Source organism: Pseudomonas sp. B21-056, from assembly GCF_026016325.1.
Classification (GTDB): Bacteria; Pseudomonadota; Gammaproteobacteria; order Pseudomonadales; family Pseudomonadaceae; genus Aquipseudomonas.
In genome coordinates this window covers 1,996,830-2,013,543 of the sequence record NZ_CP087203.1, presented here as the reverse complement: position 1 = coordinate 2,013,543, position 16,714 = coordinate 1,996,830, and the positions used below count along the sequence as shown (strand labels likewise).

The following is a 16,714-nucleotide window of genomic DNA, read 5'->3' as shown; positions in this document are numbered from 1 at the left end:
GACAGTAGACATGTCTCGCCGTAGGTTCACCATGGAAAAGCCGTAGAAAAAATCTCTATCTACAATCTTAACTATACAAGGATTTTCATATGAACACTCAAACCCTGTTCATTCCAAAAGACAAAACACCAACACTTAAGGAAAACGTATTTACCTGGAACCTCAGCGGGAACCCCATCGTCGCCAACAAGGCGTTTTTCTACTTGCATGTATTTCCACCAACCGGAGAGAAAAGTTGGGCTTTTAGCGGAAGTACTGGTGCTTTAGAAGAAGAAAATTTATTCATCTTTGGCTTTTCAGTTCCTTACATTAGCGAAGATGTATTCGACAACAGTTACACGCTAGACGGCGGCCTCCATTTCTATCACGGCCATTCTATTCCTGCACCAGAAGGTTTCTGGGGTTATCAAGTAGTCACCGCAGACTCAGCAGAATTGAGCGTCCGCCTCGATCCTGTTAAAAGAACAGCCAGCGGTGATTTCGCGGCTGTCTTCAGAACGGATGGATATCGGTTGGATCCGAGAGGCACATTCAATTTAAGAATGGATGATCAGAATTAATGGAAATCGCCATCTCTTATCATCTGAAACGATAATGGCCTGGCCGACCATTATCGCGAGCAGGCTCGCTCCCACAGAGGTTCTGGACCGTTCATTCAAATGCATCCCAATTGAGGGAGCGAGCCCGCCCGCGTTAAGTCACTTGCAATCAACAAATGGCTGATTGAAGAAACGCTGCTACCTTGCCCGCCGCAGCCTCCAGGTGTTGCTCATGACTAAACCCCGAAGCCTTCAGAGGTTTCAAATCATGATCCCCCGCTACCAACCACATCACCTCAATAGCGGGTGACAAGGCATATCCCTGCACCGCCTCACGATTACCCAAGGCATCGCGTTCACCCTGGACGATCAACGCCGGGGTCTTCAACCCGGCCAAATGCTCGACCCGCGGCTTTTCCGGCTTGCCCGCCGCATAGAACGGATAACCCAGGCACACCAACCCATCACACCCCAGCTCGTCGGCCAGCAGGCTGGCCATCCGCCCGCCCATGGACTTGCCACCGATAGCCAGCCGTCCAGCGACATAAGGCCGCACCAACGCGTATACCTCACGCCAGCATTCGAGCAGTTTCGGCGCCGGATTGGGCGGACGTTTGCCCCCGTCCAGGCGCCGCTGGGCCATGTAGGGAAACTCAAAGCGCAACACGTTGACCCCATGCGCAGCAAGGCGCGCCGCCATTTCGTTCATGAATCCGCTATCCATCGGCGCGCCGGCCCCGTGGGCGAGGATCAGGGTGGGCGCCCCGTCGCCGACGCCGGATTGCGCGGGCGTCCACAGCCAACCGTGTTGCGCCACGCACCGTGCCCATTGATCCCCGTCAATACTGGCCTTGTGCTGTTTGTCCATGCTTGCCTCGCTTTCAGTCTGCCTATAACTCCAGGCGAAGATGCCGCGCTGCCTTGCGCAGGCGCGCTCTTCGGCTGAACCGTGGATGGGGAACCATGAACACTTCTATCAGTACCGCCTACAACTACAAGGTGGTCCGCCAATTCGCCATTATGACGGTGGTGTGGGGCATCGTCGGCATGGGGCTCGGGGTTTTTCTCGCGGCTCAATTGGTCTGGCCGCAGCTCAACTTCGATTTGCCCTGGACCAGCTTCGGCCGCCTGCGCCCGCTGCACACCAACGCGGTGATTTTCGCCTTCGGTGGCTGCGCCCTGTTCGCCAGCTCGTTCTATTCGGTGCAGCGCACCTGCCAGACCCAGCTGTTTGCACCGAAAATCGCTGCGTTCTGCTTCTGGGGCTGGCAACTGGTGATCCTGCTGGCGGCCATCAGCCTGCCGCTGGGCTACACCAGTTCCAAGGAGTACGCCGAGCTGGAATGGCCGATCGACATCCTGATCACCATCGTCTGGGTCGCCTACGCCATCGTGTTCTTCGGTACCGTGGCCAAGCGCAACACCAAGCACATCTACGTGGGTAACTGGTTCTTCGGCGGCTTCATCCTGACCGTGGCGATCCTGCACATCGTCAACAACCTGGAATTGCCGGTGAGTTTCACCAAGTCCTACTCGGTGTACGCCGGGGCCACGGACGCGATGGTGCAGTGGTGGTACGGCCACAATGCCGTGGGCTTTTTCCTTACCGCCGGTTTCCTGGGGATGATGTATTACTTCGTGCCGAAACAGGCCGAGCGCCCGGTGTATTCCTATCGCTTGTCCATCGTGCACTTCTGGGCGCTGATCACCCTGTACATCTGGGCCGGCCCCCACCACCTGCACTACACCGCGCTGCCCGACTGGGCGCAATCGCTGGGCATGGTGATGTCGCTGATCCTGCTGGCACCCAGTTGGGGCGGCATGATCAACGGCATGATGACCCTCTCGGGCGCCTGGCATAAATTGCGCAGCGATCCGATCCTGCGCTTTCTGGTGGTGTCCCTGGCGTTCTACGGCATGTCGACCTTCGAAGGTCCGATGATGGCGATCAAGACCGTCAACGCCCTCTCCCACTACACCGACTGGACCATCGGCCACGTCCACGCCGGCGCCCTCGGCTGGGTGGCGATGATTTCCATCGGCGCGTTGTATCACATGATCCCGAAAGTCTTCGACCGGCCGCAGATGCACAGCATCGGCCTGATCAACGCGCACTTCTGGCTCGCGACCATCGGCACCGTGCTCTACATCGCCTCGATGTGGGTCAACGGCATCGCCCAGGGCCTGATGTGGCGTGCGGTGAACGAGGACGGCACGCTCACTTACTCCTTCGTCGAAACCCTGGTGGCCAGCCATCCCGGCTTCATCGTGCGGTTGGTGGGCGGGGCGGTCTTTCTCAGCGGCATGCTGCTGATGGCCTACAACACCTGGCGCACCGTGCGGGCCTATCAGCCTGCCGAAGCCGCCGTTGCCGCGCAGATGGCTTGAGGAGTCCGCCATGAAACACGAAGCAATCGAAAAAAACGTCGGCCTGCTGATGCTGCTGATGGTCCTGGCCGTGAGCATCGGCGGTCTGACCCAGATCGTGCCGTTGTTCTTCCAGGACGTGACCAACAAGCCGGTGGACGGCATGAAGCCCTACACCGCCCTGCAACTGGAAGGCCGCGACATCTACATCCGCGAAGGTTGCGTCGGCTGCCATTCGCAGATGATCCGCCCGTTCCGCGCCGAGACCGAGCGCTATGGCCACTACTCGGTGGCCGGCGAAAGCGTCTGGGACCACCCGTTCCTGTGGGGCTCCAAGCGCACCGGGCCGGACCTGGCCCGGGTCGGCGCACGCTACTCCGATGACTGGCACCGTGCGCACCTGTACAACCCGCGCAACGTGGTGCCCGAGTCGAAGATGCCGGCCTATCCATGGCTGGTGACCCAGGCGGTGGACAGCCGCCACACCGAGGCCAAGCTACGCGCCATGCGCACCCTCGGCGTGCCGTACAGCGACGACGACATTGCCGGCAGCGTGGCCTCGCTCAAGGGCAAGACCGAAATGGACGCCCTGGTGGCCTACCTGCAAGTGCTCGGCACTGCCATCAAGAGCAAGAGGTGAGCCCCATGTTTTTTGAGATGAGCACTGGAATGATCCGCGGCCTGGGCACGGTCGTGGTGTTCGTAGCCTTCATCGGCCTGATCCTCTGGGTGTTCAGCAGCAAGCGCGGCCCGGAATTCGCCCAGGCGCGCCTGCTGCCGTTCGCCGACGAACCACCCGCCGACATCGTCCATCCCCAAGACCCTGCAACAAGGAGTACCCGGCCATGACCACCTTCTGGAGTACGTGGATCTGCGTACTGACCCTCGGCAGCCTGATCGGCCTGACCTGGCTGTTGATCGGCACCCGCAAGGGCGAGACCAAGGGCAGCGTCGACCAGACCATGGGCCACAGCTTCGACGGCATCGAGGAATACGACAACCCGCTGCCGCAATGGTGGTTCCTGCTGTTCGCCGGCACCCTGGTATTTTCCGTCGGCTACCTGGTGCTGTACCCGGGCCTGGGTAATTGGAAAGGCATCCTGCCCGGCTACGACAATGGCTGGACCGGCGTCCATGAATGGGAAAAGGAGATGGCCAGGGCCGACGCCAGGTTCGGACCGATCTTCGCCAAATTCGCGGCGATGCCCGTAGAAGAAGTCGCCAAGGACCCGCAGGCCTTGAAAATGGGTGGCCGCCTGTTCGCCTCCAACTGCTCGGTCTGCCACGGCTCGGACGCCAAGGGCGCCTTCGGCTTCCCGAACCTGGTCGACACCAACTGGCGCTGGGGCGGCGCGGCCGACACCATCAAGACCACCATCATGGGCGGTCGCATGGCGGCGATGCCGGCCTGGGGTGAAATGCTGGGAGATGCCGGGGTGAAGAACGTGGCGGCGTATGTACGCCATGAACTGGCCGGCCTGCCCCTGCCGGCCGACCACGGTGCCGACCTGCAAGCCGGCCAGCAGGCGTTCAGCACCACCTGCGCCGCTTGCCACGGCGCCAACGGCCAAGGCACCGAAGCCATGGGCGCGCCGAACCTGACGCAACCGGCCGGCTTCATCTACGGCACCAGCCTGGCGCAGTTGCAACAGACCATCCGCCATGGCCGCCAGGGCCAGATGCCGGCGCAGAGCGAACTGCTCGGCAACGATAAGGTGCAACTGCTCGCGGCTTACGTCTACAGCCTCTCGAAGGGGAAAGAGCAGTTTGACGGCGAGCCGCAAGCTTCAAGCGTCAAGTAAAGGCAAAAGCAAGCGCTGCAAGCGACGAGTACCTACTTGCAGCTTGCAGCTCGAAACTCGTAGCTGCTTCTATTTGTCGCACCCTCCCCAGGTCTTTCTTTCGGTTCCCCGGAATCGGGTCTAAGCTTGCCTCTGCGTGTACTGGCGACTGCCGGTTTCAGGTCGACCCGACCCGATGTGTTCGACAATCGTTCGACAAAAACGCCGTAAAGACAGGCAGATACCGGCTGTGGCGACAACGGCCCGGTATCACCCGAACGCCGTGTTTGAACACACCCCGTTACAACCGACCCGACCCCCTCGCCTTTTTCCTTCGGCGCAACAATTTGTCGAGGGCCCATTTTGTCCTTACGCGGCGCATGGAAAGGCCGCAGAATCAGCTTTTGAAAGCATTGACCCAGGTCATGGCGCGTTGCAATGACCCCCCGCTTTCTCCATACTTGCGGCCGATTTTTATCCTAATAAAACACCCAAACCGTGGAACCTTAGAATGAGCACAGCAATCAGTCCGACTGCTTATAACTATAAGGTAGTCCGCCAGTTCGCCATCATGACGGTGGTCTGGGGGATCCTTGGCATGGGGCTCGGTGTCTTCATCGCCTCGCAACTGGTCTGGCCGGAGTTGAACTTCGATCTGCCATGGACGACGTTTGGACGCCTGCGCCCGCTGCACACCAACCTGGTGATCTTCGCCTTCGGTGGTTGTGCATTGTTTGCCACTTCCTACTACGTCGTGCAGCGAACCTGCCAGACGCGACTGATCTCCGACAGCCTTGCGGCCTTCACCTTCTGGGGTTGGCAAGCGGTCATCGTCGGCGCGATCGTGACCTTGCCCATGGGTTTGACCACCACCAAGGAATACGCGGAACTGGAATGGCCCCTGGCTATTCTGCTGGCCATCGTCTGGGTGACCTACGGCCTGGTGTTCTTCGGCACCATCGTCAAGCGCAAGACCAAGCACATCTATGTCGGTAACTGGTTCTACGGTGCCTTCATCGTCGTGACGGCCATGCTGCACATCGTCAACCACATGTCGTTGCCGGTCAGCCTGTTCAAGTCGTACTCGGCCTACTCGGGCGCGACCGACGCGATGATCCAGTGGTGGTACGGCCACAACGCCGTGGGCTTCTTCCTGACCACCGGCTTCCTGGGGATGATGTACTACTTCGTGCCGAAACAGGCCGAGCGTCCGATCTACTCCTATCGCCTGTCCATCGTCCACTTCTGGGCGCTGATCACCCTGTACATCTGGGCCGGTCCCCACCACCTGCACTACACCGCACTGCCGGACTGGGCGCAGTCCCTGGGCATGGCGATGTCGATCATCCTGCTGGCGCCAAGCTGGGGCGGCATGATCAACGGCATGATGACCCTGTCGGGCGCCTGGCATAAGCTGCGCACCGACCCGATCCTGCGCTTTTTGGTGGTGTCCCTGGCGTTCTACGGCATGTCGACCTTCGAAGGCCCGATGATGGCCATCAAGACCGTCAACTCCCTGAGCCACTACACCGACTGGACCATCGGCCACGTCCACGCCGGCGCGCTCGGCTGGGTCGCGATGATTTCCATCGGCGCCATCTACCACATGATCCCGAAACTGTTCGGTCGTGCGCAGATGCACAGCACGCCGCTGATCAACGCGCACTTCTGGCTCGCGACCATCGGTACCGTGCTCTACATCGCCTCGATGTGGGTCAACGGCATCACCCAGGGCCTGATGTGGCGTGCGATCAACGACGACGGCACCCTGACCTACTCGTTCGTCGAAGCGCTGCAAGCCAGCCACCCTGGCTACATCGTCCGTGCCCTGGGCGGCGCGTTCTTCGCCAGCGGCATGCTGTTCATGGCCTACAACGTGTATCGCACCGTTCGTGCTTCTGACCCGGCTGAAGCTGAAGCCGCCGCCAAGATCGCCGTAGTTGGAGCTCACTGATGAAGCACGAAGCAGTAGAGAAGAATATCGGCCTGCTGGCCTTCTTCATGGTCATCGCTGTGAGCATCGGCGGCCTGACCCAGATCGTTCCGCTGTTCTTCCAGGACGTGACCAACAAGCCGGTCGAAGGCATGAAGCCACGTACCGCCCTTGAACTGGAAGGCCGCGACATCTACATCGCCAACGGCTGTGTCGGCTGCCACTCGCAGATGATCCGTCCGTTCCGCGCCGAGACCGAACGCTACGGCCACTACTCGGTCGCCGGTGAAAGCGTCTGGGACCACCCGTTCCTGTGGGGTTCCAAGCGTACCGGTCCGGACCTGGCCCGCGTTGGCGGTCGTTACTCCGATGACTGGCACCGTGCGCACTTGTACAACCCGCGCAACGTGGTGCCCGAGTCGAAAATGCCGGCCTACCCGTTCCTCGTGGAAAACAAGCTCGACGGCAAAGACACCGCGAAAAAAATGGAAGTCCTGCGCACCCTGGGCGTGCCTTACACCGACGAAGACATCGCCGGTGCCAGGGATGCCGTGAAGGGCAAGACCGAAATGGACGCGCTGGTGGCCTATCTGCAAGGCCTGGGCACCATCATCAAAAGCAAACGGTGATTCTTAATGGATATCGGGATGATTCGCGGCCTGGGCACCGTCGTCGTGATGGTGGCTTTTATCGGCCTGGCCCTGTGGGTGTTCAGCCCCAAGCGCAAGTCGGAGTTTGACGACGCGACCTTGCTGCCGTTCGCGGATGATCCCGAAGCCATCAAGCACGTCGAGCAAGCTTCTAGGAGTAACAAAGAATGACAACGTTCTGGAGTCTGTACGTCACAGTCCTCAGCCTGGGAACGATCTTCTCCCTGACCTGGCTGCTGCTGTCGACCCGCAAGGGCCAGCGCAGCGAGTCCACCGAAGAGACGGTTGGCCATTCCTTCGACGGGATCGAGGAATACGACAACCCGCTGCCGAAATGGTGGTTCATGCTGTTCGTGGGCACCATCGTGTTCGCCCTCGGCTACCTGGCGCTCTACCCTGGCCTGGGCAACTGGAAAGGCCTGCTGCCAGGCTATAACTACCTGGACACCGAAAAGCAGACCGCCTTCGCCAACGGCCAGACCGGCTGGACCGGCGTGCATGAGTGGGAAAAGGAAATGGCCCGTTCGGATGCCAAGTTCGGCCCGATCTTCGCCAAGTTCGCCTCCATGCCGATCGAAGAAGTGGCCAAGGATCCACAAGCCTTGAAGATGGGTGGCCGCCTGTTCGCCTCCAACTGCTCGGTCTGCCACGGTTCCGACGCCAAGGGTGCCTATGGCTTCCCCAACCTGACCGACGTCGACTGGCGCTGGGGCGGTGAGCCGGAAACCATCAAGACCACCATCATGGGCGGTCGTCATGCGGTGATGCCGGGCTGGGCTGCGGTGGTCGGCGAGCAAGGTGTCGCCGACGTGGCGTCTTACCTGGTGACCAGCCTGCACGGTCGCAAACTGCCGGAAGGCGCCAAGGCCGACCCGGCCAATGGCCAGAAACTCTTCGCTGCCAACTGCGTGGCCTGCCACGGTCCGGCAGGCAAGGGGACTCCAGCCATGGGCGCACCCGACCTGACGCACCCGGCCGCGTTCATCTACGGCTCGAGCTTCGCGCAACTGCAGCAGACCATCCGCTACGGCCGCCAGGGCCAGATGCCGGCCCAGGCCGACCTGCAAGGCAACGACAAGGTCCACCTGCTGGCCGCCTATGTCTACAGCCTGTCCCACGGCGAAAAGGCTCCGGCCGCTGACGCCCAGTAAGGCTTACGCCTGACACACTAAAGGCCCCGTCAATGCAGATTGACGGGGCCTTTTTTGTTTGCCCTGTGGGACAGCACGATGCGGCTTCAGCTTGCGAGGGTTCCGCTCAAGTAGTAACGTGCCTACATCACCGCTCAATGAGGGCACGATCATGTCCATCACTACCCTTTCCAGTCGCGAATTCAATCACGACACAAGTGGTGCCAAAAAAGCCACCCGTGAAGGGCCGGTCATCATCACTGACCGTGGCAAGCCGGCCCATGTGCTGCTAAGCATTGAGGAGTACCAGAAACTGACTGGCGTCAGCGCCAGCATCGTCGAGTTGCTGGTCATGCCCGATGCGCCGGATATCGATTTCGACACCGAGCGTGCCGTCATCACTCCCCGTCCGGTGGACCTGTCCTGATGTTTCTACTCGATACCAATGTCATCTCGGAACTGCGCAAACCCCAGGCCGATAAAAACGTCCAGGCCTGGGCCCGGAGCGTGCCCGCCCCCAGCCTCTATGTCTCGGCAATTACCGTACTGGAACTGGAAACCGGTGTGTTGCGTTTCGAACGCAAGGACCCGGCGCAGGGCAGTCGCCTGCGTACCTGGCTGGATAAGCATGTCCTGCCCGCATTCGCCGGCAGGATCCTGGCAGTCGACCGCGCCGTGGCGCTGCGCTGCGCCCACCTGCATGTTCCTGATCGCAGCAATGAATGCGATGCACTGATCGCCGCCACCGCATTGGTTCACGGTTTGACCGTGGTCACGCGCAATGTGGCCGATTTCCAAGGCAGCGGCGTGGCATTGCTCAACCCCTGGATGAATTGATAATCCCTAGCCACAGATCCACCCTGCTTGCGACCTGAACAGGGGATGCTGGAGAAATGTCTATAGTCAATTGATCTGGGTCATGACTTGTTACATCCGCTACACCATTCGGCCCCTGCCCCCAACGCGACCAAAGGTCGCACCCTTGAGCTAGAGCGACAGGCGTATCATTGCGCCATTGCAACACCCTTTCTGACCGTGGTCGGCACGCACTGGCCCCGGCACTTTTCCACTGCCGTGGGATGCATTTTGATGAGCAACCAGATTCCGGTACATGACGTTACCCCGCCTGCCAAGGACGCCAACAAGAGCGTCGACCTGTACGCCTCTCGGGAAAAAATCTACACCCGTGCCTTCACCGGTCTGTTCCGCAATCTGCGGATGGTCGGCGGAGCCTTTTTGTTCCTGCTGTATTTCGGCACCGTCTGGCTGAACTGGGGCGGCCACCAGGCCGTCTGGTGGAACCTGCCGGAACGCAAATTCTTTATTTTCGGTGCAACCTTCTGGCCCCAGGACTTCATCCTGTTGTCCGGGCTGCTGATCATTGCCGCCTTCGGCCTGTTCTTCATCACGGTCTATGCCGGACGGGTATGGTGCGGCTATACCTGCCCGCAAAGCGTGTGGACCTGGATCTTCATGTGGTGCGAAAAAGTCACCGAAGGCGACCGCAACCAGCGCATCAAGCTGGACAAGGCGCCCATGGGGGTCAACAAGTTCCTGCGCAAACTCACCAAGCACAGCCTCTGGCTGCTGATCGGTTTTGTCACCGGCATGACCTTCGTCGGTTACTTCACGCCGATCCGCGATCTGGTGTTCGAGTTCTTCACCGGCGAGGCCGATGGCTGGTCGTATTTCTGGGTCGGTTTCTTCACCCTCGCCACTTATGGCAACGCCGGCTGGCTGCGCGAGCAGGTGTGCATCTACATGTGCCCTTATGCCCGCTTCCAGAGCGTGATGTTCGACAAGGACACACTGATCGTGTCCTACGACCCGCGTCGCGGCGAAGGCCGTGGCCCACGCAAGAAAGGCATCGACTACAAGGCCCTGGGCCTCGGCGATTGCATCGATTGCACCATGTGCGTCCAGGTCTGCCCCACCGGCATCGACATCCGCGATGGCCTGCAGATCGAGTGCATCGGCTGCGCCGCCTGCATCGACGCCTGCGACAACATCATGGACAAGATGGATTACCCGCGCGGGCTGATCAGCTACACCACCGAACACAACCTGTCTGGGCAGAAAACCCATAAACTGCGCCCGCGCCTGATCGGCTATGCCCTGGTACTGCTGGCGATGATCAGCCTGCTGGTGACGGCGTTCTTCATGCGTTCGCTGGTGGGTTTCGATGTCAGCAAGGACCGCGTGCTGTTCCGCGAAAACGCCGAAGGCCGGATCGAGAACGTCTACAGCCTGAAGATCATGAACAAGGACCAGCGCGATCATACGTACGTGCTGGAGGCCACCGGCCTGCCTGACCTGAAGCTGCAAGGCCGACGGGAAATCAAGGTCGCGGCCGGCGATATCTTCAGCCAGCCGGTGGAATTGTCCAGCGCACCGGATCAACTGCCGTCGAGCACCAACGAGGTGACCTTCATCCTCAAGGATGCCGATGACGACAGCGTCCATGTCGAAGCCAAGAGCCGGTTCATCGGCCCACAAATTCGTTGAGAGAACTGAACATGCCTGCAGCAACCGCCACCAGCCCTTGGTACAAGCACCTCTGGCCCTGGATCATCATCGGGATCCTGACCTGCTCGGTGACGTTGAGCCTGACGATGGTGACCATTGCGGTGAAGAACCCGGACAACCTGGTCAACGACAACTACTACGAAGCCGGCAAGGGCATCAACCGTTCGCTGGAGCGCGAACTGCTGGCCCAGACCCTGCAGTTGCATGCCAACGTGCAGATGGATGATGTCACTGGCGAGGTGAACCTGCGCCTGAGCGGCAACAGCCGCCCGCAGACTCTGGAACTGAGCCTGATCTCGCCGACCCAGCCGGAGAAGGACCGCAAGGTGGTCCTGACCCGCAATGACAGCGAACCGGGGCGCTATGTCGGCCAGTTGACGGACAAGATCGAAGGCCGGCGCTTTGTCGAATTGCTGGGGGTGGAAAACGACAAGACCTGGCGCCTGTTCGAAGAAGAGCAGGTCAACCACGACCAGGCCATCCTGCTCGGCGATGAGCCGCTGCAAGGTGCTGAAGACCTGAAGAAGTAGGCCGTCTTTCTGTGGTTCTGATTGTTCCCACGCTCCGCGTGGGAACACAGCCCGGGACGCTCCGCGTCCCCTCGCAAGCGTGACGCGGAGCGTCACAGGATGCGTTCCCACGCAGAGCATGGGAACGATCATTGGACAACGTTCTGTGAAAACGCAATGAATACGCCCCTGCCCTGCTACCACTGCGCCCTGCCCGTCCCCCCCGGCAGTCGCTTCACCGCCGTTGTCCTCGGTGAAACCCGCGAGCTGTGCTGCCCGGGTTGCCAGGCGGTGGCCGAGGCCATTGTTGCCGGCGGGCTGGAGAGTTATTACCAGCATCGCAGCGAAGCATCGGCCAACCCTGAAACCCTGCCCGTCCAATTGACCGATGAACTGGCGTTGTACGATCGTCCCGACGTGCAGCAATCGTTCGTGCGCCACGAAGGTGAACTGGCCGAAACCACCCTGCTGATGGAAGGCATCAGTTGCGCCGCCTGCGGCTGGTTGATCGAAAAACAGTTGCGCAGTCTGCCGGCCGTGGCCGAAGCACGGTTGAACCTGTCCAATCATCGCTTGCAGGTGCGTTGGGCCGACGCGGAACTGCCGCTGAGTACCCTGCTCGCCGAATTGCGCCAGATCGGCTACGTCGCCCACCCGTACCAGGCCGACCAGGCCAGCGAGCAACTGGCCGCGCAAAACCGCCTGGCCCTGCGCCAGCTCGGCGTGGCCGGGCTGCTGTGGTTCCAGGCCATGATGGCGACCATGGCGACCTGGCCGGAATTCAACATCGACCTGAGCCCGGAGATGCACACCATCCTGCGCTGGGTTGCGCTGTTTCTCACCACGCCCATCGTGTTCTACAGCTGCGCACCCTTCTTCAAAGGCGCGATGCGCGACCTGCGCACCCGCAACCTGACCATGGATGTCTCGGTGTCCCTGGCGATCGGCAGCGCCTATGTCGCCGGGATCTGGACCTCCATCTCCGGCGTGGGCGAGCTGTATTTCGACGCCGTGGGCATGTTCGCGCTGTTCCTGCTGGCCGGCCGCTACCTGGAGCGTCGGGCCAGGGAGCGCACCGCCGCCGCCACCGCGCAACTGGTCAATCTGTTGCCGGCCTCGTGCCTGCGCCTCGAAGCCAACGGCCAGAGCGAACGCATCCTGCTCAGCGAATTGCGTACAGGCGACCGGGTGCTGGTGCATCCAGGATCGGTCCTGCCGGCCGATGGCAGGATCCTCGACGGCCAGTCCAGCATCGACGAATCCCTGCTGACCGGCGAGTACCTGCCGCAGCCGCGCCAGGCGGGCGATGCGGTTACCGCGGGCACGTTGAACGTCGAAGGCGCCTTGACCGTCGAGGTGCAAGCGTTGGGACAGGACACCCGTCTGTCCGCCATCGTGCGACTGCTGGAGCGTGCCCAGGCCGAGAAGCCGCGACTGGCGGAAATCGCCGACCGTGCGGCCCAATGGTTCCTGCTGTTTTCCCTGGTCGCCGCTGCCGCCATCGGATTGCTGTGGTGGCAGCTGGATGCGTCCCGCGCCTTCTGGATTGTTCTGTCGATGCTGGTCGCCACCTGTCCTTGCGCGTTGTCCCTCGCCACGCCGACCGCCCTCACTGCCGCCACCGGCACCCTGCACAAACTCGGTCTGCTGCTGACCCGGGGGCATGTCCTGGAAGGCCTGAACCAGATCGATACGGTGATTTTCGACAAGACCGGCACCCTCACCGAAGGCCGCCTGGCCTTGCGCGCCATTCGCCCTCTGGCCAGCCTCGACAGCGACCAGTGCCTGGCGCTGGCCGCTGCCCTGGAAAACCGCTCCGAGCACCCCATCGCACGGGCCTTTGGCCGCGCACCGCTGGCCGCCGAACAGGTACAGAGCACTCCCGGACTGGGGCTGGAAGGCCAGGTGGGCGAACAGCGCCTGCGCATCGGCCAACCCGGTTTTGTCTGCGAACTGAGCCGCACGGCAGCGCTGCAAATGCCGGACGAAGCCGGCCAATGGCTGCTGCTGGGCGATGCCAGCGGGCCCTTGGCCTGGTTCGTCCTCGACGACCGTCTGCGCGCCGACGCCCCGGCCTTGCTGGCGGCCTGCAAGGCGCGCGGCTGGCGGACACTGCTGCTCTCGGGCGACAGTTCGCCGATGGTTGCCAGCGTCGCCGCCGAACTGGACATCGACGAGGCCCGGGGCGGTCTGCGTCCGGACGACAAACTGGCGGTACTGCAGCAGTTGCACCAGCAAGGCCGCAAGGTGCTGATGCTCGGCGACGGGGTCAACGATGTGCCGGTGCTGGCGGCAGCGGACATCAGCGTTGCCATGGGCTCGGCCACCGACCTGGCCAAGACCAGCGCCGACGCGGTGCTGCTGTCCAATCGTCTCGATGCCCTGGTCCACGCCTTCAACCTGGCCCGGCGCACCCGTCGGGTGATCATCGAGAACCTGGTGTGGGCGGCGCTGTACAATGGCCTCATGTTGCCGTTCGCCGCCCTCGGCTGGATTACCCCGGCGTGGGCCGCGGTCGGCATGTCCATCAGTTCGTTGACCGTGGTGTTGAATGCGCTGAGGCTGACCCGTCAGCCCAAGGTGCAGGTTTTCGACACCGCGCCCGATACCCGCCTGCTGCCGGCCTGAGCCGCGCGGGCCTGGAGTTACGAAATGCCAGCTCTTTACGTGATGATCCCGGCCGCGCTGCTGATCGTGGCCGTCGCCGTGTACATTTTCTTCTGGGCGGTGGACAGCGGCCAGTACGACGACCTCGACGGTCCGGCCCACAGCATCCTGTTCGACGACCAGGACCCGAACCACAAAGCCGCGGTGGACGAAGCCGACGGCCAAGCCCACCAGCCGGACGACAAGGCCCCGCCCCATGCTTGATCTGGCGCCATTGCTGGTTTCGGCGGTGATCCTTGGCCTGCTGGGCGGCGGCCACTGCCTGGGCATGTGCGGCGGCCTGATGGGCGCCCTCACCCTGGCGATCCCCAAGGAACAACGCAGCCGGCGCTTCCGGCTGTTGCTGGCGTACAACCTGGGGCGAATCCTGAGCTATGCCACCGCCGGGCTGTTGATCGGGCTGGCCGGCTGGGCCATCGCCAATAGCCCGGCGGCGATGGTCATGCGCGTGCTGGCCGGGTTGCTGCTGATCGCCATGGGCCTGTACCTGGCGGGCTGGTGGAGCGGCCTGACCCGCATCGAAGGCGTCGGCCGGGGCCTGTGGCGACATATCCAACCGGTCGCCAACCGCTTGCTGCCGGTGTCGAGCCTGCCCCGTGCCTTGCTGCTTGGCGCACTGTGGGGCTGGCTGCCGTGCGGTCTGGTCTACAGCACCCTGTTGTGGTCCGCCAGCCAGGGCAACGCCCTGGACAGCGCATTACTGATGCTGGCCTTCGGCCTCGGCACCTGGCCGGTGCTGCTCGCCACCGGCCTCGCCGCCGAACGCGTCACTGCCCTGCTGCGCAAACGCAGCGTGCGCATGGCCGGCGGGTTGCTGGTGATTGTCTTCGGCATCTGGACATTGCCGGGGCCGCACCAGCATTGGCTCATGGGACATTGACCGCAATTCCTGTGGGTCGAACATCCAACATTGATGCAAGCTGACCCACCGCTATCGCGAGCAGGCTCGCTCCCACAGGAGATTTGTGATGGCCCCCAGATCTTGCTACCACAGGAAACCCAATGTGGGAGCGAGCCTGCTCGCGATGACCATCTGCCAGCTATGCATATGCCAACTGATACACCACTTTCGCGAGCAAGCCCACAGGGAAGTTGCAGCCGCCAGGCACCACAGCCCCCGTTGATGCAAATCAACACACCCCAGCGTTCATCCCCCTAGACTCGCCCCCATGCCAGCCTATCCGGGGAACGCCCGCATGCTCGACGCCATTCGTTGGGACTCTGACCTGATCCGCCGCTACGACGTGGCCGGACCTCGCTACACCTCGTACCCGACTGCGGCGCAGTTCGCCGGCCAGGTGGGCAGCTTCGACCTGCTCCACGCCCTGCGCGACAGCCGCAAGGCCAGGCGGCCGTTGTCGCTGTACGTGCACGTGCCGTTCTGCGCGAACATCTGCTATTACTGCGCCTGCAACAAGGTCATCACCAAGGACCGTGGTCGCGCCCACATCTACCTGCAACGCCTGGAACAGGAAATCCAGCTGATCGGTTGCCACCTGGACCCAGCCCAGCGCGTGGAACAGCTGCACCTGGGGGGCGGCACCCCGACCTTCCTCAGCCACGACGAACTGCGCCAGTTGATGACCAAGCTGCGCAAGCATCTGAACCTGCTGGATGACGACTCCGGCGACTACGGCATCGAAATCGATCCCCGGGAAGCCGACTGGTCGACCATGGGCCTGTTGCGGGAACTGGGTTTCAACCGGGTCAGCATCGGCGTGCAAGACTTTGATCCGGCCGTGCAGCGCGCCGTCAATCGCTTGCAAAGCCTGGAGGAAACCCGTGCAGTGATCGAAGCCGCCCGGACCTTGCAGTTTCGCTCGATCAACATTGACCTGATCTACGGCCTGCCCAAGCAGACTCCAGACAACTTCGCCCGCACCGTCGCAGAAGTCATCGACCTGCAACCGGACCGCCTGTCGGTGTTCAACTACGCCCACCTGCCGGAGCGCTTCATGCCCCAGCGGCGCATCAACAGCCAGGACCTGCCGAACCCGGAGCAGAAACTGGCGATGCTGCAAGGCACCATCGAACAACTGACCGCCGCCGGATACCGCTACATCGGCATGGACCACTTCGCCCTGCCCGACGACGACCTGGCGATCGCCCAGGAAGAGGCCACCCTGCAACGCAACTTCCAGGGCTACACCACCCACGGCCACTGCGACCTGATCGGCCTCGGCGTGTCGGCCATCAGCCAGATCGGCGACCTGTACTGCCAGAACAGCAGCGACCTGAACCACTACCAGAGCCTCCTCGCCGACGGACAACTGGCGACCCATCGCGGGCTGGTGTGCAACGCCGACGACCGGCTGCGGCGAGCGGTGATCCAGCAATTGATCTGCCATTTCAACCTGGCCTTCGCCGAGATCGAGCAAACCTTCCCTATCGATTTCCAGCACTATTTCGCCGCTCTGTGGCCGCAGCTTCAGGCGATGGCCGAGGACGGGCTGATCGAACTGGATAACACCCACATAAAAATATTGCCCGCCGGGCGTCTGTTGGTGCGCTCGGTGTGCATGGTGTTCGATGCCTATCTGGAGCAGCAAAACCGGCAGCGCTTCTCCCGCGTCATCTGAGCGCGACAATTTGACGAGGGAACCGCGCTGGCC

Annotated in this window: 18 protein-coding genes; 17 read left to right on the top strand and 1 reads right to left on the bottom strand. The window is 61.9% G+C overall.

The window, feature by feature from the left end; translation table 11 throughout:
- Positions 1-89 precede the first annotated feature (89 nt).
- The gene (locus LOY67_RS09030) at positions 90-560 is read left to right on the top strand and encodes a hypothetical protein (protein ID WP_265066849.1); all 471 of its coding nucleotides are present in this window, start codon (positions 90-92) and stop codon (positions 558-560) included.
- Between the two features lie 148 nt (positions 561-708).
- Here LOY67_RS09030 and LOY67_RS09025 read toward each other — a convergent pair whose 3' ends face one another.
- Positions 709-1,407, bottom strand: coding sequence for an alpha/beta family hydrolase (locus tag LOY67_RS09025; protein ID WP_265066848.1), 699 nt, complete (start codon positions 1,405-1,407; stop codon positions 709-711).
- A 95-nt stretch (positions 1,408-1,502) separates the two neighbouring features.
- Between LOY67_RS09025 and ccoN (LOY67_RS09020) the strand changes: the two genes are divergently transcribed.
- The 16 genes from ccoN (LOY67_RS09020) to hemN all read left to right on the top strand — a co-directional run bounded on the left by ccoN (LOY67_RS09020) (position 1,503) and on the right by hemN (position 16,681).
- Entirely contained in the window at positions 1,503-2,927 is a 1,425-nt protein-coding gene (gene ccoN, locus LOY67_RS09020) for a cytochrome-c oxidase, cbb3-type subunit I (protein ID WP_265066847.1), read from the top strand.
- A 10-nt stretch (positions 2,928-2,937) separates the two neighbouring features.
- Positions 2,938-3,546, top strand: coding sequence for a cytochrome-c oxidase, cbb3-type subunit II (gene ccoO, locus LOY67_RS09015; protein WP_265066846.1), 609 nt, complete (start codon positions 2,938-2,940; stop codon positions 3,544-3,546).
- A gap of 5 nt (positions 3,547-3,551) precedes the next feature.
- Complete coding sequence (locus tag LOY67_RS09010) at positions 3,552-3,755, top strand: cbb3-type cytochrome oxidase subunit 3 (RefSeq protein WP_265066845.1); 204 nt, start codon at positions 3,552-3,554, stop codon at positions 3,753-3,755.
- The gene (ccoP, locus tag LOY67_RS09005; RefSeq protein ID WP_265066844.1) at positions 3,752-4,708 is read left to right on the top strand and encodes a cytochrome-c oxidase, cbb3-type subunit III; all 957 of its coding nucleotides are present in this window, start codon (positions 3,752-3,754) and stop codon (positions 4,706-4,708) included. Before LOY67_RS09010 ends, ccoP (LOY67_RS09005) begins: the two co-directional genes overlap by 4 nt.
- A gap of 490 nt (positions 4,709-5,198) precedes the next feature.
- Positions 5,199-6,641, top strand: coding sequence for a cytochrome-c oxidase, cbb3-type subunit I (gene ccoN, locus LOY67_RS09000; RefSeq protein ID WP_047703838.1), 1,443 nt, complete (start codon positions 5,199-5,201; stop codon positions 6,639-6,641).
- Entirely contained in the window at positions 6,641-7,249 is a 609-nt protein-coding gene (gene ccoO, locus LOY67_RS08995) for a cytochrome-c oxidase, cbb3-type subunit II (protein ID WP_245139299.1), read from the top strand. The genes ccoN (LOY67_RS09000) and ccoO (LOY67_RS08995) overlap by 1 nt, the downstream gene beginning before the upstream one ends.
- 6 nt (positions 7,250-7,255) lie before the next feature.
- Positions 7,256-7,441: a CcoQ/FixQ family Cbb3-type cytochrome c oxidase assembly chaperone gene (locus tag LOY67_RS08990; RefSeq protein ID WP_003183474.1), complete on the top strand. Its 186-nt coding sequence runs from the start codon at positions 7,256-7,258 to the stop codon at positions 7,439-7,441.
- On the top strand, positions 7,438-8,421 hold the full coding sequence (gene ccoP, locus LOY67_RS08985) for a cytochrome-c oxidase, cbb3-type subunit III (RefSeq protein ID WP_265066843.1): 984 nt from the start codon (positions 7,438-7,440) through the stop codon (positions 8,419-8,421). The genes LOY67_RS08990 and ccoP (LOY67_RS08985) overlap by 4 nt, the downstream gene beginning before the upstream one ends.
- A 151-nt stretch (positions 8,422-8,572) precedes the next feature.
- Entirely contained in the window at positions 8,573-8,827 is a 255-nt protein-coding gene (locus tag LOY67_RS08980; RefSeq protein WP_265066842.1) for a type II toxin-antitoxin system Phd/YefM family antitoxin, read from the top strand.
- The gene (locus tag LOY67_RS08975) at positions 8,827-9,237 is read left to right on the top strand and encodes a type II toxin-antitoxin system VapC family toxin (protein WP_265066841.1); all 411 of its coding nucleotides are present in this window, start codon (positions 8,827-8,829) and stop codon (positions 9,235-9,237) included. Before LOY67_RS08980 ends, LOY67_RS08975 begins: the two co-directional genes overlap by 1 nt.
- Positions 9,238-9,489: 252 nt before the next feature.
- On the top strand, positions 9,490-10,905 hold the full coding sequence (gene ccoG / locus LOY67_RS08970; RefSeq protein WP_265066840.1) for a cytochrome c oxidase accessory protein CcoG: 1,416 nt from the start codon (positions 9,490-9,492) through the stop codon (positions 10,903-10,905).
- An 11-nt stretch (positions 10,906-10,916) separates the two neighbouring features.
- On the top strand, positions 10,917-11,456 hold the full coding sequence (locus LOY67_RS08965; protein ID WP_265066839.1) for a FixH family protein: 540 nt from the start codon (positions 10,917-10,919) through the stop codon (positions 11,454-11,456).
- 156 nt (positions 11,457-11,612) lie between these two features.
- Positions 11,613-14,063: a heavy metal translocating P-type ATPase gene (locus LOY67_RS08960; RefSeq protein ID WP_265066838.1), complete on the top strand. Its 2,451-nt coding sequence runs from the start codon at positions 11,613-11,615 to the stop codon at positions 14,061-14,063.
- A 24-nt stretch (positions 14,064-14,087) separates the two neighbouring features.
- Entirely contained in the window at positions 14,088-14,306 is a 219-nt protein-coding gene (gene ccoS / locus LOY67_RS08955; protein ID WP_265066837.1) for a cbb3-type cytochrome oxidase assembly protein CcoS, read from the top strand.
- Positions 14,299-14,982: a sulfite exporter TauE/SafE family protein gene (locus tag LOY67_RS08950; RefSeq protein ID WP_265066836.1), complete on the top strand. Its 684-nt coding sequence runs from the start codon at positions 14,299-14,301 to the stop codon at positions 14,980-14,982. The genes ccoS and LOY67_RS08950 overlap by 8 nt, the downstream gene beginning before the upstream one ends.
- A gap of 316 nt (positions 14,983-15,298) precedes the next feature.
- Positions 15,299-16,681 carry an oxygen-independent coproporphyrinogen III oxidase gene (gene hemN, locus LOY67_RS08945; protein ID WP_265066835.1) on the top strand — a complete coding sequence of 461 codons (1,383 nt, stop codon included), beginning with the start codon at positions 15,299-15,301 and terminating at the stop codon, positions 16,679-16,681.
- Positions 16,682-16,714: the final 33 nt, after the last annotated feature.

Excerpts from the sequence above, each read along its gene's own strand:
- LOY67_RS08965 (WP_265066839.1), top strand. The coding sequence starts at position 10,917 with ATGCCTGCAGCAACCGCCACCAGCCCTTGGTACAAGCACCTCTGGCCC.
- hemN (WP_265066835.1), top strand. The coding sequence starts at position 15,299 with ATGCTCGACGCCATTCGTTGGGACTCTGACCTGATCCGCCGCTACGAC.
- ccoN (WP_047703838.1), top strand. The coding sequence starts at position 5,199 with ATGAGCACAGCAATCAGTCCGACTGCTTATAACTATAAGGTAGTCCGC.
- ccoS (WP_265066837.1), top strand. The coding sequence starts at position 14,088 with ATGCCAGCTCTTTACGTGATGATCCCGGCCGCGCTGCTGATCGTGGCC.
- ccoG (WP_265066840.1), top strand. The coding sequence starts at position 9,490 with ATGAGCAACCAGATTCCGGTACATGACGTTACCCCGCCTGCCAAGGAC.
- ccoP (WP_265066844.1), top strand. The coding sequence starts at position 3,752 with ATGACCACCTTCTGGAGTACGTGGATCTGCGTACTGACCCTCGGCAGC.
- ccoN (WP_265066847.1), top strand. The coding sequence starts at position 1,503 with ATGAACACTTCTATCAGTACCGCCTACAACTACAAGGTGGTCCGCCAA.
- LOY67_RS08950 (WP_265066836.1), top strand. The coding sequence starts at position 14,299 with ATGCTTGATCTGGCGCCATTGCTGGTTTCGGCGGTGATCCTTGGCCTG.
- LOY67_RS09025 (WP_265066848.1), bottom strand. The coding sequence starts at position 1,407 with ATGGACAAACAGCACAAGGCCAGTATTGACGGGGATCAATGGGCACGG.
- ccoO (WP_245139299.1), top strand. The coding sequence starts at position 6,641 with ATGAAGCACGAAGCAGTAGAGAAGAATATCGGCCTGCTGGCCTTCTTC.
- LOY67_RS09030 (WP_265066849.1), top strand. The coding sequence starts at position 90 with ATGAACACTCAAACCCTGTTCATTCCAAAAGACAAAACACCAACACTT.
- LOY67_RS08980 (WP_265066842.1), top strand. The coding sequence starts at position 8,573 with ATGTCCATCACTACCCTTTCCAGTCGCGAATTCAATCACGACACAAGT.
- LOY67_RS08975 (WP_265066841.1), top strand. The coding sequence starts at position 8,827 with ATGTTTCTACTCGATACCAATGTCATCTCGGAACTGCGCAAACCCCAG.
- LOY67_RS09010 (WP_265066845.1), top strand. The coding sequence starts at position 3,552 with ATGTTTTTTGAGATGAGCACTGGAATGATCCGCGGCCTGGGCACGGTC.
- ccoP (WP_265066843.1), top strand. The coding sequence starts at position 7,438 with ATGACAACGTTCTGGAGTCTGTACGTCACAGTCCTCAGCCTGGGAACG.
- ccoO (WP_265066846.1), top strand. The coding sequence starts at position 2,938 with ATGAAACACGAAGCAATCGAAAAAAACGTCGGCCTGCTGATGCTGCTG.
- LOY67_RS08990 (WP_003183474.1), top strand. The coding sequence starts at position 7,256 with ATGGATATCGGGATGATTCGCGGCCTGGGCACCGTCGTCGTGATGGTG.
- LOY67_RS08960 (WP_265066838.1), top strand. The coding sequence starts at position 11,613 with ATGAATACGCCCCTGCCCTGCTACCACTGCGCCCTGCCCGTCCCCCCC.